The sequence below is a fragment of the Alphaproteobacteria bacterium genome, assembly GCA_017308135.1.
Taxonomy (GTDB): Bacteria; Pseudomonadota; Alphaproteobacteria; order CACIAM-22H2; family CACIAM-22H2; genus Tagaea.
On record JAFKFM010000014.1, the window covers coordinates 25,749 to 41,113 of the forward strand.

Sequence of the window (15,365 nt, forward strand, 5' to 3'; positions counted from 1 at the left end):
GAGGGATTCGGTGCTCTGGCGGCTGTCAGGTCGTGCTTCCGGCCAGCACGGCGGTGCGGGCAGGGGCGATGCGTCTGGCTTCTGCTTCAGGGCGGATGAACATCATTCCGATGGTTCCTCCCGCCAGCATGATGACGCCGCAGATAACGAAGCCGCTGTTGAAGCCGTCGAGTGGCGTGGTGGCTTTCTCGACGAGGCTTCCCATCACATAAGGCGCGATCAGCCCGGCGGTGGTGCCAATCGCATTGCTGATGGCGAGCAACGCACCACGTTGACTGACCGGCGTGATCTCGCCGATCACCGCATGCGAGATCACATAGATGATCGAGGGGAAGGCCATTCCGCAGGCACCGGCGATGATTTTTCCCGTAATGTTGTCGATATGCGGCAATGCGACCAGCAAAATCCCGCCGAAGGCGACGCATGCGCCTCCCAGACACCCCCTTGCGATGCGGCTGCTGACCCCGCGCGCCATCAGCCGCTGCGAGTACCAGCCCAGGCCGATCACGACGATCACGCCGAGACCGGATGTGAGTGCGGTCAGCAGGCCCACCGAGCGTTGCACGAAACCGAGGCCATGAACAAAGTAAGCTGCCTGCCACGACAGGCTGAGTGACAGCGCCCAGTAGGCGCCGAAATAGGCGCACCAGCTCGCGATGATCGTTGGATTGAGCAACAGGCGACGATAGGGGACACGGTTGTCTGACAGACTCGCTGCGGACTCGGTATGCACAAGTGGACCTTCGCGGCCCCATGCGGCCCAGGCGACCGTCCACAGCAGGCCGGCGATGCCTAGCGCGCCGAATGCCCAGTGCCACGAATAATGAACGATCAGAAGATTAAGCAGCGGCAGCACAATCATGATGCCGACGCCTGCGCCCTGCGCGATGACCGCCGTGGGGAGCGTGCGCCGTTCGTTGGGGAACCACTTGTAGGCGGCATGCAGTGCGATGGGATAGGCCGGACCTTCGCCGGCGCCGAGAATGATGCGGCATGCGACCAGCGTCCCGATGCCGACCGAGCCCACCATCGGAAACTGTGTGAGTGCCCAGATCAACCCCATAGCCAGCAAAATCCAGCGGGACTGGATGCGATTGGCGATGAAGCCGACAATGATCGAGGAAATGGCGAAGAGAAGAAAGAAGGCAGAGCCGACGAGGCCGAACTCGCTCGGCGACAGCTTCATCTCATCCATAATGGGAACGGCGGCGAGGCCGATGATGGCCTTGTCGGCGAAATTGATCAGCATGAAGAAGAAGAGCAGGCCGACGACACGCCATGCCCCTGGTTCTGTCTTTCGATCGGTCATTGTTTCGCTTCCCTGTCACTTTGCGTCGGCGTTTTGCCAATCTTCGTTCGGTTGCTATGTCTTTGCTCTCGTCGTTCCCTTGAGGCGCAATGCTGTCTTCGACGCCGTCGTTTTTGCGGAGGAGGGCCTCGTTTCCGTCTTGATCAGCAATTGGAAGCATTGGCTCAGCCGGACCGATAGCTCTTTATCATGGAGCGACAGCGGACCCGGATCGTTGAGGATCGCATTGACCAGCGTTCCGAAGATCACCTGAAAGCCGAAGCCGACGGCACGCGTCTTCGCCGCGCGCTGGCCCGGCCCCATGGCGCGGAGCAGGGCAGGCGTTGCGACCACGACGCCGTTTCGCGCCAGATCCTTGAACGTGCTCCATTTGGCTTCGCGGGAGTCCCCGCGCTGCAGGGCTGCCCGGAGGACGCCTTCATGGTTGCGCATCCAACTCACGATGCCCTCGACGAGCACATCGCAAAGCGCCTCAAGAGACAATTCAGCCAGCGCCTGATCGTGCATCATGCGTGATCGCATGAGTGCGCCGTCATGTCCGGTCAGGCTCAGCAAGGCGTTGAAATACGCATCCTTGCTCTCGAACCGGCTGTAGAACGCGCCAACGGTGACATTAATCTCCGCGCAGAGCGCTTCGATCGACAAGTCCTCAAGGCGGTGAGTTCGCAGCATCTCGGCGCCCGCGCGTAGCAGAGCGGCCGTCGTTTCACGGCTGCGCTTTTGCCGCGATGGCAGTACGCCGGGAAAATTCAAGTCCGGGGTGTCGAAGGGCATCGTTGCGTTCCGGCGGTCCATAATGATAATGATAATTCGGATTATGGTTTTGGCAACCTGAAATTCGTCAGGCCCTGACCGGGCATCTGTTCGAACACGCGGGGCAACCGCGGGCGACATACAGGGAGTGGATCATGGGTGAGCGAGACAAAGGCGAGGCGTTTCAAGGCACTATCGGCAAGACTATCGCCGACTCCAAGCCATGGTGGCCGCCGGAAAAGAAGCCGCAGCCCTCGGCACCCAATATTCTTGTGGTGCTGTTCGACGATGTCGGCTTTTCCGATTTTGGCTGCTACGGCTCGTCGATCCGCACCCCGACGATCGACAGATTGGCGGCGGAAGGGTTGCGCTACAGCGGATTTCATACCACGGCGATGTGTTCGACAACCCGTGCGGCGCTGTTGACCGGCTGCAATCATCATTCGGTAGGCGTGGGGTGTCTGGCGAACTTCGACAGCGGTTATCCCGGCTATCGCGGCAAGATCGCGCGCGAGGCCGGGACGATCGCGGAAATTCTCCGCACCACCGGCTATCGGAATTACATGGTCGGCAAGTGGCATGTAACGCCGTTGACGGAGAGTGGAGCGACCGGGCCGTTCGATGGCTGGCCGCTCGGCCGTGGCTTCGATCGTTTCTACGGCTTTCTCGATGCCGAGACCGATCAATATTCACCCGAACTTGTCGCCGACAATACGCATATCGATCCACCGGGCACCTATGAGACCGGCTATCACCTGACGGCGGATCTCGTCGATCAATCCATTCGCTTTATCGCCGATCACATGGCGGATCGTCCCGATCTGCCGTGGCTGACATGGCTGGCTTTCGGGGCGTGCCATGCGCCGCATCAGGCGCCAAGCGATCTGATCAAGGGCTACGACAAGCACTTCGGGCATGGGTGGGACGTGGAGCGCGAACGGCGCTTGGCGCGGCAAAAGGCGATGGGTCTTGTGCCGCAGGAGACCAGGATGGCGCCGCGTAATGACGGCGTCAAAGCCTGGGACGAGCACAGCGAAGACGAGCGCCGCGTCTTCACGCGCCTTCAATCGGCATTTGCAGGAATGCTCGATCATGCGGATCAGCATCTCGCGCGGCTGATCGCATTCCTCGAAACCGCGGGCGTGCGGGACAACACGCTGATTGTGGTGCTGTCCGACAATGGCGCCAGCCAAGAGGGCGGGCCGCTGGGTTTTGTCAACGCGATGGGGCCTTATAATTTTCGCCCTGAGCCGATCCCTGAAAAACTGCAGCGCATCGACGATATCGGCGGGCCTGACACTCATTCGAATTTTCCGCTGGGCTGGGCGATGGCATCCAACACGCCGCTGCGGCGCTACAAGCAAAATACCCATGGCGGCGGCATTCGCGATCCGTTCGTGATCTCGTGGCCGCAACGGATCAAGGCCAAGGGCGAACTGCGCCATCAATTCGTCCACGCCACGGATCTTGTGCCGACACTTCTGGATGTGATCGGTGTTAAGCCGCCATTGTCGATCGGCGGATATGAACAGATGCCGCTGGAAGGCGAGAGTTTCGTGAAATCGCTCTCCGATCCGAACGCGCCCTCGCGCACCAAGCCGCAATATTTCGAGATGTTCGGTCATCGCGGGCTTTGGCACGACGGCTGGAAGGCCGTCGCATTTCATCCGCCCGGCACGGCATTTGAGAAAGACAAGTGGGAGCTGTTTCATCTCGATCGAGATTTCTCGGAAGTCGATAATCTCGCCGAACGTGATCCCGAGCGGCTGAAACGGATGATCGATATGTGGTGGGATCAGGCGGAGAAGCACAAGGTGCTGCCACTGGACGATCGCTTCGGTCCACGTTTTGCGGAGAATGCCGCGCGTTTTCATGGCCCGCGCCATAACTTCGTTTTTCACACCGGAATGGGACACGTGCCGACAGACGTCGCGCCGGATGTGCGCAGCCGGAATTATATGATCGAGGCGGATCTGGACCCGAGCGGAGCGGTGGTCGAAGGCGTTCTGATCGCCCATGGCGACGCGACATCCGGCTACAGTCTCTACGTCAAGGACAACCGGCTGGTGCATGATCTAAATATCGGCGGCGCCCATAATATTCTCACATCGGACCGCGAGATTCCTGCCGGTGCGCGTCATCTCGGGGTTGAGGTTACGCGCTGGACAACGGACGGCAAGCCGCGCAAGGGGCCGGTACCGGGCTTCAGCCGGATTACACTTCGGATCGATGGAGCGCCGGCAGGATCGTTTGACACGGTGCTGGGATTCCACAATCTGATTTCGTGGTCGGGGCTGGACATCGGACGGGATCGCGGCAGTCCGGTGTCGCATTATGCGGCTCCGTTCGAGTTCACGGGAAATCTGCTTCGGGTGCGTGTCACCATGGACATCGAGCAGCACCTCGACGGTGATGGCGTCGGAGAGGCCGAGATGGCGCGGCAGTGATGCGTGAGCGGGAAGGAGAAGATCGATGTCTGATACTCTGACAGACGAGACATCGCTGATGCAATCCTATGCGGCTTTGCGTGACGCCTGGATCGCCAAGGGTGGGCTCTCAGTCGCGCAGCGTTGCGCGATCCTCAAGGCATTGCGCAGCAGCCTGCGGCAACGAGCCGATGACTACGTTGCTGCAATATCGGCCGATTTTCGCGGGCGCTCGAGGCATGAAACGCTACTGACGGAAATCGCAGTGGTGATCTCGGCGATCGACTATACTCTCCCTCGCATCAAAAAATGGGCGCGTCCATCATCGATTGCTCTCGGTTTTCCGATCTGGCCGGCGCGCGGTGGCCTGGTGCCGCAGCCGCGCGGCGTTGTCGGTGTGGTCGCGCCGAGCAACTATCCGTTGCAGCTTGCGCTGATGCCGCTGGTGTCGGCGATTTCTGCCGGATGCCGCGTTCTGATCAAGCCTTCGGAAATGACGCCACGAACCGCGCAACTGATCGCGCAGCATATCGGGGAAATTTTCGATCCCTCGATTATCGGTGTTGTCTGCGGCGATGCAAATTTGTCCGCACAGTTCGTTCGATTGCCATTCGATGCACTGCTGTTCACGGGCTCGCACCGCACCGGCGCCAAGGTGGCGGAAGCCGCTGCTGCCAACATGACGCCGCTGATTCTCGAACTTGGCGGAAAGTCGCCAGTGATCGTCGATCGGGGGGCTGACCTCGTCACGGCCGCGGAATCGATTATCGCCGGCAAGTTGATGAATGCGGGCCAGACCTGCGTTGCTCCGGACTATGTTCTCGTGGCGCGCGAGAACTATGATGGCCTCGTTGGGGAACTGAAGGCGGCCGCGCGCAAGCTTTATCCGGATCGGGAGGCACGGGACTATTCCGCGATATTGTCGGACACCGCGATCGCTCGGCTGGAAAAACTGGAATCCGCGGAGCAGACACTCGATCTGCTGGACAGCGATATCGCCGCACCGCGCTTCCAGCCAAAGCTGATTTTGTCTCCGGCTCGGAATCATGCGGTGATGACGGAAGAAATCTTCGGTCCGCTGCTGTCGATCCTGACTTACGATACCATCGACGAGGCTATCGAGATGGTGCGCAGCCAGCCGCCGGCCCTGGTGATCTATTGGTTCGGCGGGAAGAACGAGCGGTTTCACGCAGTGATAGCAAAAACGATGTCGGGCGCGGTGTCGATAAACGAGACGGTGCTGCATGCCGGTATCAGCGCTCTTCCGTTTGGCGGCGTCGGCGGCTCGGGCATCGGTCGGTATCATGGCAAGGCGGGCTTCGATGCCTTCTCTAATCAGCGCGTCATCTTCGAACAATCGAAATGGAGCCTGACGCGTTTGTTGCGTCCGCCATTCGGAATGCGGGCGGATCGGATCCTGCGCAGGTTGGTGAAATAGCCCGAGCTTAATCGCAATACAGTCGCTCGAAGAATTCATTACGAACTGGAAAATCTCGATCCGCGATCCAAGGGCGCCAAGCTGAGCGTGAACGCCACAAATCTATTCGACAAAATCTACGTGTCACAGTGCACCGTAATTCGACAACAATTGCGTCTATGGTCTGCGCCGACAGGTGCTGGCGACGCTGCATTACAAGTGGTGATGCATCTCCGGAAAATAAAGCCAAGGGCCTGCTTGCAGGCGTATTCGCGCCCAGGCGCGCTTCGATGCCTTCTAATGTGACTTGCGAACCTGCATATTGAGCCTTTGAGGATGGACGCGTAGAGATGGCGCATGCCTTGAAGGCCGATGACCAGAAATGGGAGCCACCATGCCGGATCAGGAGGACATCTTTGGTTTTGACGATCGCTGGACATTCCAGGCCGATCTCGACCGCCTGATGATGACGGCTTTTGGCCGAGGACTGGATGTTTCGGGTCTCACGCCTATGGCTGTCATGACTGCGATGGCTCACGCCGTCGGTTCTGTTTATCGACAGGTGGCGGCGCATCATCACCAGCACTCCTGTCCTTGCGGATGGCAGCCTTTGTCCGAGGAGGATATCGCGACGCTGCAGGCAGCCTTTGAAACCGCGGCAGCAACGCCGGAACCGATCGATAAGCTTCTGACGATGCCGGTGATGGGCCGGGCCTAGGACGTTCGCAACGGAACATTCAAACCGTTCTAAAGTCGCCTGGAGCTTATTGAGGCCGCTGAGGCAGACAGTCATACTTTCAGTTCGACTTTCAATCCGATCAGCCGCGGACACCTGATACGTCAGATGCCTCAACTCTATGACCGTTTCATCGATCAGTACCAAATTCTCGATCGCGAGAACCGGCCTGTCGAAGACACATTCTCTGAACGCATGATCTGGCTGGATTCGCCGGGCTGCGTGCTTCATGCGGGCGATTTTCAATTGCCTGCCGATCTTCGCACGCGTGGGATCATGAAGCCCGGGCTTTATATGACCATCGTGCTTGAGGGAATCGGCGAAAGCAGTGCTTGCGACGGTCCGGAAAAGATCCGGTATTCGCAAAACAAGCTGCTCGGCATGGCAATCCGTGAGCCAACGCCATGCAGCGGTGAAGCGCCCGGCGGTCCCATTCGCGCTGTCGGTGTCGCCTTCCCGTTTTCTTCGATCTAGAATCTGGGTCTGGAGGAGGAGTTCCTCAACCTGTTCAAATCGACGGATCGTCCGGTTCTGCCGTTTTCCGTGCAGGCGCCTCCGCGCATTCAGGCGATTGCGAGCGAGATTTTGTTGCCCGTGATCGATGGCTCTGCGGGCAAGCTATTGATGAGCGCACATGCGACCGAGATTTTGGCGAGGGCGATATGCGCGCTGCGCCACAATATCGAGCTGCGTCATCCGGTGGATAACAAGCGGGCGCGGCTGCAGGCCGCAAAAGAAATGATGGATTCTGACCTGCGCCGCCCGTGGAGTGTCGCCGAGCTTGCGAAATGCGCCGGCTCAAGCCGGCGATCATTCAATTCCCGTTTTCGCGCGGCCTTTGGCGCCAGCGCGGCCGAATATCTCCGTGTCAAACGGCTCGAAGTGGCGCGTGAGGCGCTCGTGTATCAGAACCTCTCCGTGACCGAGGCCGCCGATCTCGTCGGCTATACAAATCCGGCGAATTTCGCGACGGCCTTCCGCAAGCACTTCGGGTCGGTTCCCAGCCTTTACCGGGATCACGTATCGCCTCGGTAGTTGTTCCGACGCGAAAACTGCGTCTGAAATGCCGCACTGATTCTTCAACGTAGTCACCTTTGAGTTTGTCAACGCGCGATCAAAGGTTTTTTGCGCATTCGCAAAGGCGCGCGAGTCCCAAATCTGCTCTTCCATCGTGGGCTGAAAATGTCAGCAGAATGGGGAACTCTGTGTGGCGATCGTTTCGGGTATTGTTGTTTACGAGCCATCGATGCGGAAGCTGAAATTCGGAACCTACCGGCGTGACCGCCTTCGCGTGGTCCGCTGGCTCGATGTGCATAATCTCACCGGCATCGTTTTGGTGATGTGGATGCTGGTCGTCGGCTTCACCGGCGTCATCAATACGTGGGCTGAACTCGTCATCAAGGTCTGGCAATTCGGCCAGCTCGCGGAGATGACCGCGCAATACAAGGACAAGTCGCTTCCGGCAAATCCGGGTTCTATCGAATCGGCCGTTCAGGTCGCGATCAGGGCGGAGCCCGCCATGAAGCCTGCCTTTGTCGCTTTCCCCGGCACGATCTTCAGCAGCAAAAGCCACTATGCTGTGTTCATGCGTGGCAATACGCCACTGACGGCGAAACTGCTCAAACCCGCGCTGAGCGATGCCGAAACCGGTGTAATGACGGACAGCCGGGAACTGCCCTGGTATGTCGCAACCTTGCTGATCTCGCAGCCGCTGCACTTCGGCGACTACGGCGGCATGCCGTTGAAGATCATCTGGGCGATCCTCGACATCATCACGATTGCCGTGCTCATCACAGGGCTCTATCTATGGCTTCGCAGGAAGTCAGGCCTTAGCGTCGAACGAGTGGTCGTCGATGCGTCCGCCGCCGATCATCGTCCGGTTTACACATCATGAAACCCATGCCAATCCATCGTCGCCAGACCACCACTCAGATTTTCGCCGTGCCGCTTCTGCTCGCGATATTGAGCATTGTCGGACTCGTGTCCGCGCTGGTCGGCGATGGCGCATGGGATGGCTTGTCCTGGATTGCGCTGGGAATTCCGATCGTGCTTTGCGGTTACTTCCTGCTGAAGCGTTCGTGAGAAGCGGCAGGCAGCAACGTAACTTCCGTATCAGTCAATTCCGAGGAATTTGTTGCTGAAGTTCGTGTCGCCCAATAGCGATTCGCGTGTCCCTTCGAGGACAATTCGCCCGCTCTCAATCACGTAGGCGCGGTCGACGAAATCGAGCGCCCGGTGGATGTTCTGTTCGACAAGAACGACCGTCATTCCATCGGCAGCGATGAGCCCGAGCGCGTGCATGACTTCATCGACAAGAAGCGGCGCAACGCCAAGGAACGGTTCATCGAGCAGCAGAATGCGCGGCGATGTCATCAGCGCGCGGCCGATGGCAACCATCTGCTGCTGACCGCCGCTCAGTTCGCCCGCGTGCTGCCCCGCCTTTTGCTTTAGGATCGGAAACAGGCTGTAGACCTTCTCGATATTCTCGGCGAGGGCGCGGCGCGCGGCCGGCAGGTAAGCACCCATCTCGAGATTTTCCCGAACGCTCATTTCCGGAAAAAGCCGGCGGCCTTCGGGCACAAGGGCCAGACCGTGCGTGACGCATTCGGTCGGGGGCTTGCCCGCGAGCGGATGGCCGAGCAGCCGTATCTCTCCGGACGAGGGTGGATAGAGACCCATGAGGGCTCCGAGCGTGGTGCTCTTGCCGGCACCGTTCGCGCCCAGGATGCCGACGCGTTCACCTTTGCCGACATGGAAAGAGACGTCCCACAGTGCCTGCAGGCTGCCGTGTGATACGGAAATATTTGAGACTTCGAGCATCTGGATCATGCGACGTTCGCCGGGCCGGCGCCAAGGTAGGATTTCAGGACCTTCGGATCCTTCACGGCTTCTGCCAGAGGAGCGTCGGCGATAACCGAACCCTGCTCCAGCACGATAAGACGATCGACGACCTGCGAAAGCGCCGAAAAGATGTGTTCGACCCAGATCACCGTGATGCCATAGGTGTTACGGATTTCCCGGATATGGCCGACGAACTGCTTGACTTCTGCAGGTGTCAGTCCGGATGCGACCTCGTCCACCAGCAGCAGCTTCGGCTTCAGGGCCAACGCGCGCGCCAACTCGAGGCTCTTCTTTTCCTGGAGCGTGAGGGCATCGGCGCGGCTCGACAGCCGGTCTTGCAACCCGACGAAAGCGGCGAACTGGGCGCTCTCCTCGAATGCTGCGTCGAGATTCCGGCTGTCGGCGCGGTAGGTCAGGGCGATCGCGATATTTTCAACCACGGTGAGATCGCCGAACGGACGTGGATTCTGGAACGTGCGCCCGACGCCGACGCGAGACACTTCGTCGCGGCGAAGGTTTTCAATCGGCTGACCGTCGAACAGGATAGCGCCTGTCGGCTCATAGACCTTCGAGATGCAGTTGAAGAGAGTCGTCTTCCCGGAACCGTTTGCGCCCACCAGGCCGACGATCTCGCCGCGGCGGATTTTAATGTTGACCCCGTTGACGGCGACGTTGCCGCCGAAACGCATGGTGAGGTCGCGGGTTTCGAGCAGCACATCGCCGCGCGAGGCCGGCGACTTGATCGGCAACTGGCCTGCGTGCAGCGGCACGACATTCGACCGGACGCTGTCGCGATGATGATCCCGTGACAGCAGCTTAACGAACGGAATGTTCTGGGCAAACTGCGCACGAAGCAATCCGCCGGGCATGAAACGTCCGATCAGCAGAATAACGAGACCGTAGACTGTCGCCTGCAGGACGGTGACGTTGACCAGAAGCCACTGCTGCAGGGCGAAAAGGATCACGACGCCGACGATAGGCCCCCAGCGCTTGCCGGATCCGCCGAGCAGGGCCATCGAGATTGGCACCAGCGCGACGTTGAGACCGAATACTGTCGGAGGGTCGATGTAGCTGAGCTGCCAGCCCTGAATAGCGCCAGCCAATGCGGCAAAGGCGGAACTCAGCACGAGAACCGCGAGCTTGGCGGGAAATATCCGGATGCCGACGATCTCGGAGGCGAGTTCGTCGTTACGGATGCTCTTCAGGGCATAGCCGAAGCGGCTCGACGTTAGTATGCCCGTGAGCAGGAATGTTACGACAGCGAGGGCGAGGGCGAGATAAAACGCGGAGCCCAACACGTAATGTGGAGGCAGCACGATTCCATCCGCGCCGCCGGTGATCGGCGTAAGGTTGAAAGCAAGAAGTTCGAACAGCGGCAATAGCGCAAGCGTGGCGAATGCAAAATAGTCGCCGCTTAGCCGGAATAGAGGAATGGCCAACACGGCAGCTATCGCAGCCGTCAGCAGGCAGGCGATCGCAAGGCATGCCGGCATCGGCACGCCGCGAACCAGCAGGATGCAGAACACATAGGCGCCGAGGCCATAAAATACGAAATGGCCCAGATTGACATAACCGGCTTCGCCGCCGACCCAGTCCCAGCTTTGTGCGAGGACGAAGGCGATGAGCAAAGTCAGGCCAAGGCTCGTCGCGTAAGCGACGCCGAGCAGGGGAAGGGCGGCAAACGCCGCGACGATCGCGATTCCGATCGAAAGAGCGAGGGGACGGCTTCGCATATCAGGCTCGTTTCCAGGATGTCAGTCCGCGCGGGAACAGCACCAGGATCAGGAGGAGGAGGACAATGCTGATCGCGGGCGCCCATTCGGAGGCCCAAAAGAACGCGGTGAAGGCTTCGGCAAGGCCGAGCACAAGACCGGCGATCAGCGCGCCGATCAGATTTCCGATTCCGCCGAGCACGATGATGGTGAATGCCTTCACCGTCAGGTGAAAGCCCGCATAAGGGTCGATCGGGAATGTCATCGCGTACAGCACGCCAGCGATCGCCGCGAGTGACGAACCAAGGCCGAACGTCATGGCGTGCACCTTGGCGCTGCGCACGCCGCAGATTTCGGCACCCGTGTGATCCTGCGTCACGGCTCGCACCGAGCGGCCGAACCAGGAGCGCTGCAGGAAAAAGTGAAGCGCGATCGTGAAGAGGATGATCCCGGCGAGCATATAGGCCTGCGAGGTGGGGATCAGGATATCGCCGATCTCGAAAACGTCCGAACGGATCGGAATGTTGCGCGGGCGCGGTCCCGCCAGCCACGCGGCGACGTCACTCAGGATAATCAGCGCACCGACGGTGGTCAGAACCGTGCCGACGGTGGTCTGGAAGTGATTGCGCTTGCGCAGCGGGTTGATCAGGAAAAGGAAGAAAACGCATCCGAACAGAAAGAAAGCCGGAACCAGGATCGCGAGAATAATCAGCGGATGCCAGTTCAGCGTGGCGTAAAGCACGCTCGCAGCAATACCCGCCGTTGCAAGCAGCGTCCCGTGGGCAAAGTTGAGAATGCGGGCGACGCCGTAGATCAGCGAAAGACCGAACGCGAACAGGGCATAGAGGCCTCCGATGAGGAGGCCTCCAATAGCGACTTGTGCCAGAATGTCGAACGACATGATGGGGTCTTATTGCCAGCTTGGCGAAGGCCAGATGAGCTTGCCGGTGGCGGACTTCTCCGGCCACACGACCTTCACCTTGCCTTCCTGCATCTGGATCGTGAAGGCGCCGTTCGTGGTCGGGAAGCCGGTTTCATCGAAGATGACATCGCCGGTCGGAGCCTTGAACGTTCCCTTGGTCAGAGCGGCACGAACCTTTTCGCGGTCAACCGCACCGGCGCGCTCGATGGCCTGCACCATAACGAGGTAAGACGAGATACGGCCCATGGTGAAGATCGTCTCGAACATGTCGACTTTCGACCGTTCGAGGACGCGCTTGACGAGATCGCTATAGTCGCCGCCGATGCCGGGATACCATGCGAGTTCGCCGGTCATGCCTTCGACGTCCTTGCCGGTTTGGCGGGCGAGGGCGCCGGTCAGCATGGTGTGATGCACGTCCATCGCCTTGATGCGTTGCTGTCGCATCTGCTGAACGAGCGGACCGGATACGTTATCGAACGACGCAATGTAGACGATGTCAGGCTTGGCCGCGCGGACCTTCAGCACGATCGCGCTGAAGTCCTTGGTATCGGCCGGAAACAGCTCGCGGCCGACAATCTTCAGGCCGTTGGCTTCCGCCTTCTTGGTCCAGGTGTCCGTGATGGCCTTCATCACCGGATTATCGTGGGTGACGAAGAAAATCGTCTTCGGCTTCGGCTGAACGTGAGAGATCATGTCGAAGTAACGCTCTGACCAGAGCGGGACGATGGGATAAGGCGTGCCCCACATGTATTTCAGGCCGCGCTCATAAGCCGACTTGGTTGCGACGTTCGCCGCCACCAGAGGAATCTGGTTGCGTTCGGCGACGGTCGGAACCGGCAATCCGAGCGATGTCCAGTCCGGGCCGAGGAAAAAGTCGACCTGATCGACTGTCGCCATCTTCTCATAAAGCGATACGGCGGTGGTTGGATTGCTCTGGTCGTCATAGATCACGACCTTGACCGGCAACTTCTTGTTGCAGGATTTCACGAGGATGCCGCCATCCTTGTTGATCTCGTCGAAGAAGTTTTCGGTCATCTGACGCCAACGATCGGTCAGCGTCGAGAATGGGCCGGTTTCGGAAATCGTCGTGCCGAGAACGATCGGATCCGTGCAGCTTCCGATCTTTGCGTTTGCCGGTAATATGCTGCTAGCAACGGCTGCAAGAAGGCTGCCGCAGAACGCGGCGTGTGTGATTTTCATGTCTCCCCCCGAAGTGATTGTTTTTCGCCCGCAGGCTATTGTCCATTGAGTTATCAGTACAAATAGTCATTTCTGATAAATAACATCATTCATACTGATAACTTTTATTTCAGCGAACCGCAGCTTCCTCTTTCAGCGTATCGAGTTGAGGCACTGCAACTTCAGGGTCCTTCGGAAGCAAATCCTTGCGCATGTACTTGTTGGAGTCGCCGTTGAACAACGTGCCGATGAGGCCGCGATCAAGGTCGCTGGTTCCGAACAAGGCGTCGCAAATCGGGAACGTCAGGTTGAAATTGCGGGTCTGCATGAAGCCGAGCACGTGATGGATGTAATGCATCCGCCGGACCGTGTTGATGAGGGGGATATATCGAAGAAATGGATAATCCTCGTCATCGAGATGCGAGAGGGTGTGCAGGCCTTCATACAGAAGGTAGTAGGCGGACATCGTGAATACGACGATGTAACCGGCGTTGGCGTTGAACAGCAGGCCGAAAATGAGCGCTGCAGGAAGTGACGCGATCACGAATCCGAGCGGAGCGAACGGCGGAAAAAGCAACGCACGCCATTCCTTGTGCCCTTCATAGCCGAGATCGTGATGCGTGAAGAACTGGTGATGCACGGTGCAATGGCGCTTGTAGATCATCTCCAGACCCTTGACCGGGCGATGAAGGATATAGCGGTGCGCGGCCCACTCGATCCAGTTTCCGAACAGCGCGATCGGAATGACCAGCCACCATTCCCAGGTCGCGTTGTGGATATGCTGCCAGCAGAAATAAAGAGCGCCGCCGGTGATCAGCAGCGTGAAGCCGAGGTGGATTGCACCATGATACCAGGGCGGCGTTTCTTCCACGAATTTCTGGCGAAAGACCTTCTGGCGCTGTGACTCGCGAAGGTCGCGGCTTTTGTCCTGAAAAACGACATCCATTTTCATGTTTTCCTCCGGTTCCCGTCTTGCGGGATTTCATTGACCTGGGAGGAGGTTAGGACTTGCGGAGACAGCCCGCTTTGCGCTGCGGCGGGCTTTTTATCATTTCGGATGATTTTTTGCCGGTCGCGTTCCTTATTTTGCTAATCCGTCATACGTGCTAAATCGGAATTGTTCTAAGGCCGCGGGTGTTGGCCTTCCGTGGGTGCGCCGGTGACAAAGGCATTGAGCGTTTTGAGCGGAGCTTTCGGGCGTGTCGCTCTTCTCGATATGGACACCTCCTTGGTTGCCCATGCGCACCCCCATTGCCATCTGATCTTCAAGGCGAGCGGCCCCGATCAGCATTTTATCGTCGAGGACCAAGCCTTTCCGCTGCGTTACGATACCGCCATTGCGGTCAATACCTGGCAGGAGCACGCATATCTGCACTGTGCAGGTTCAGAGCGAACCGTTTTTCTTGCGCTGTATATCGAGCCTGACTGGCTCGCCGAGGCCGATGGCTCATTTCTAAACTGCACAAGGCCCGGATTCTTTGCCCAGTCCGCATTTCCCGTGACCTATGAGATGATGCGCCTGCGGGCAAAGCTTGTTCGCATGCTGGAGACGGAACTCTACGCCGATGCGCGGCAGCTGGAGGAACTGATTTTGGACCTCACCCTGGAGGCCGTTCATGGTTTCTCGGATTGGCGCGGTCAATCGCGGAAAGGCGGCGATTGGCGTTCAGCGCGGGATTTCCGGATCTTAAAGGCCCTTCATCACATGCATGAAGGAATGGGGGATCGCATAAATCTCGACACCATCGCGGCGGAGGCAGGGTTGTCCCGTCCTCACTTCAACTATCTGTTCCGGAATTGCACGGGTATCAGTCCGCGGCTCTATGCCAATGCCCTGAGGGTGGAAGCGGCTGTCTGCAAGCTGCGAAAAAAGAAATCCAATATCGGCACGATCTCCGGCGATCTGGGCTTTCCCGCGCAAGGCAATTTCACGCGTTTCTTTCAGCAGCATACCGGCGCGTCTCCCAATCAGTTTCAGCGGGTGATGGCGGAGCTGTCCTGACTTTCACTCCCTGCTTCGATCATTTGCCTTCCTTTTCCGCGATACAGGGAAGCGCGCGATAAGCGTTT

Annotated in this window: 12 protein-coding genes and 2 pseudogenes; 7 read left to right on the forward strand and 7 right to left on the reverse strand. The window is 58.9% G+C overall.

Annotation, left to right across the window (positions count from 1 at the left end; all coding sequences use genetic code 11):
• Positions 1-25 precede the first annotated feature (25 nt).
• Positions 26-1,309, reverse strand: a complete 1,284-nt coding sequence (locus J0H39_23690; protein ID MBN9499763.1) for an MFS transporter — start codon at positions 1,307-1,309, stop codon at positions 26-28.
• A 54-nt stretch (positions 1,310-1,363) separates the two neighbouring features.
• Entirely contained in the window at positions 1,364-2,083 is a 720-nt protein-coding gene (locus J0H39_23695) for a TetR/AcrR family transcriptional regulator (protein ID MBN9499764.1), read from the reverse strand.
• A gap of 134 nt (positions 2,084-2,217) precedes the next feature.
• On the opposite strand from J0H39_23695, the gene J0H39_23700 reads away from it, so the two are divergent.
• The 6 genes and pseudogenes from J0H39_23700 to J0H39_23725 all read left to right on the forward strand — a co-directional run bounded on the left by J0H39_23700 (position 2,218) and on the right by J0H39_23725 (position 8,723).
• Positions 2,218-4,509, forward strand: coding sequence for an arylsulfatase (locus J0H39_23700; protein MBN9499765.1), 2,292 nt, complete (start codon positions 2,218-2,220; stop codon positions 4,507-4,509).
• A gap of 25 nt (positions 4,510-4,534) precedes the next feature.
• Positions 4,535-5,926: an aldehyde dehydrogenase family protein gene (locus J0H39_23705; protein ID MBN9499766.1), complete on the forward strand. Its 1,392-nt coding sequence runs from the start codon at positions 4,535-4,537 to the stop codon at positions 5,924-5,926.
• Between the two features lie 361 nt (positions 5,927-6,287).
• The gene (locus J0H39_23710; protein ID MBN9499767.1) at positions 6,288-6,623 is read left to right on the forward strand and encodes a hypothetical protein; all 336 of its coding nucleotides are present in this window, start codon (positions 6,288-6,290) and stop codon (positions 6,621-6,623) included.
• 126 nt (positions 6,624-6,749) lie between these two features.
• Positions 6,750-7,676: pseudogene (locus J0H39_23715) on the forward strand (helix-turn-helix transcriptional regulator).
• 169 nt (positions 7,677-7,845) lie between these two features.
• A pseudogene (locus J0H39_23720) lies at positions 7,846-8,535 on the forward strand (PepSY domain-containing protein).
• Positions 8,532-8,723, forward strand: a complete 192-nt coding sequence (locus tag J0H39_23725) for a hypothetical protein (GenBank protein ID MBN9499768.1) — start codon at positions 8,532-8,534, stop codon at positions 8,721-8,723. The pseudogene J0H39_23720 and the gene J0H39_23725 overlap by 4 nt, the downstream one beginning before the upstream one ends.
• A gap of 30 nt (positions 8,724-8,753) precedes the next feature.
• On the opposite strand, the gene J0H39_23730 is transcribed toward J0H39_23725, so the two are convergent.
• The 5 genes from J0H39_23730 to J0H39_23750 all read right to left on the reverse strand — a co-directional run bounded on the left by J0H39_23730 (position 8,754) and on the right by J0H39_23750 (position 14,247).
• The gene (locus J0H39_23730; GenBank protein MBN9499769.1) at positions 8,754-9,461 is read right to left on the reverse strand and encodes an ABC transporter ATP-binding protein; all 708 of its coding nucleotides are present in this window, start codon (positions 9,459-9,461) and stop codon (positions 8,754-8,756) included.
• A gap of 5 nt (positions 9,462-9,466) precedes the next feature.
• Positions 9,467-11,215, reverse strand: coding sequence for a branched-chain amino acid ABC transporter ATP-binding protein/permease (locus tag J0H39_23735; protein ID MBN9499770.1), 1,749 nt, complete (start codon positions 11,213-11,215; stop codon positions 9,467-9,469).
• Position 11,216: 1 nt separating this feature from the next.
• A complete protein-coding gene (locus J0H39_23740; GenBank protein ID MBN9499771.1) occupies positions 11,217-12,095 on the reverse strand; it encodes a branched-chain amino acid ABC transporter permease in 879 nt (292 codons plus the stop codon).
• Positions 12,096-12,104: 9 nt separating this feature from the next.
• Positions 12,105-13,316, reverse strand: coding sequence for an amino acid ABC transporter substrate-binding protein (locus J0H39_23745; protein ID MBN9499772.1), 1,212 nt, complete (start codon positions 13,314-13,316; stop codon positions 12,105-12,107).
• Between the two features lie 109 nt (positions 13,317-13,425).
• Positions 13,426-14,247, reverse strand: a complete 822-nt coding sequence (locus J0H39_23750) for a sterol desaturase family protein (protein ID MBN9499773.1) — start codon at positions 14,245-14,247, stop codon at positions 13,426-13,428.
• Between the two features lie 195 nt (positions 14,248-14,442).
• On the opposite strand from J0H39_23750, the gene J0H39_23755 reads away from it, so the two are divergent.
• Positions 14,443-15,297: a helix-turn-helix transcriptional regulator gene (locus tag J0H39_23755; protein MBN9499774.1), complete on the forward strand. Its 855-nt coding sequence runs from the start codon at positions 14,443-14,445 to the stop codon at positions 15,295-15,297.
• Positions 15,298-15,365 lie beyond the last annotated feature (68 nt).

Bases quoted from the DNA above. Each gene is read 5' to 3' on its own strand.
- J0H39_23690 (MBN9499763.1), bottom strand. From the start codon at position 1,309: ATGACCGATCGAAAGACAGAACCAGGGGCATGGCGTGTCGTCGGCCTG.
- J0H39_23695 (MBN9499764.1), bottom strand. From the start codon at position 2,083: ATGCCCTTCGACACCCCGGACTTGAATTTTCCCGGCGTACTGCCATCG.
- J0H39_23700 (MBN9499765.1), top strand. From the start codon at position 2,218: ATGGGTGAGCGAGACAAAGGCGAGGCGTTTCAAGGCACTATCGGCAAG.
- J0H39_23705 (MBN9499766.1), top strand. From the start codon at position 4,535: ATGTCTGATACTCTGACAGACGAGACATCGCTGATGCAATCCTATGCG.
- J0H39_23710 (MBN9499767.1), top strand. From the start codon at position 6,288: ATGGGAGCCACCATGCCGGATCAGGAGGACATCTTTGGTTTTGACGAT.
- J0H39_23725 (MBN9499768.1), top strand. From the start codon at position 8,532: ATGAAACCCATGCCAATCCATCGTCGCCAGACCACCACTCAGATTTTC.
- J0H39_23730 (MBN9499769.1), bottom strand. From the start codon at position 9,461: ATGCTCGAAGTCTCAAATATTTCCGTATCACACGGCAGCCTGCAGGCA.
- J0H39_23735 (MBN9499770.1), bottom strand. From the start codon at position 11,215: ATGCGAAGCCGTCCCCTCGCTCTTTCGATCGGAATCGCGATCGTCGCG.
- J0H39_23740 (MBN9499771.1), bottom strand. From the start codon at position 12,095: ATGTCGTTCGACATTCTGGCACAAGTCGCTATTGGAGGCCTCCTCATC.
- J0H39_23745 (MBN9499772.1), bottom strand. From the start codon at position 13,316: ATGAAAATCACACACGCCGCGTTCTGCGGCAGCCTTCTTGCAGCCGTT.
- J0H39_23750 (MBN9499773.1), bottom strand. From the start codon at position 14,247: ATGAAAATGGATGTCGTTTTTCAGGACAAAAGCCGCGACCTTCGCGAG.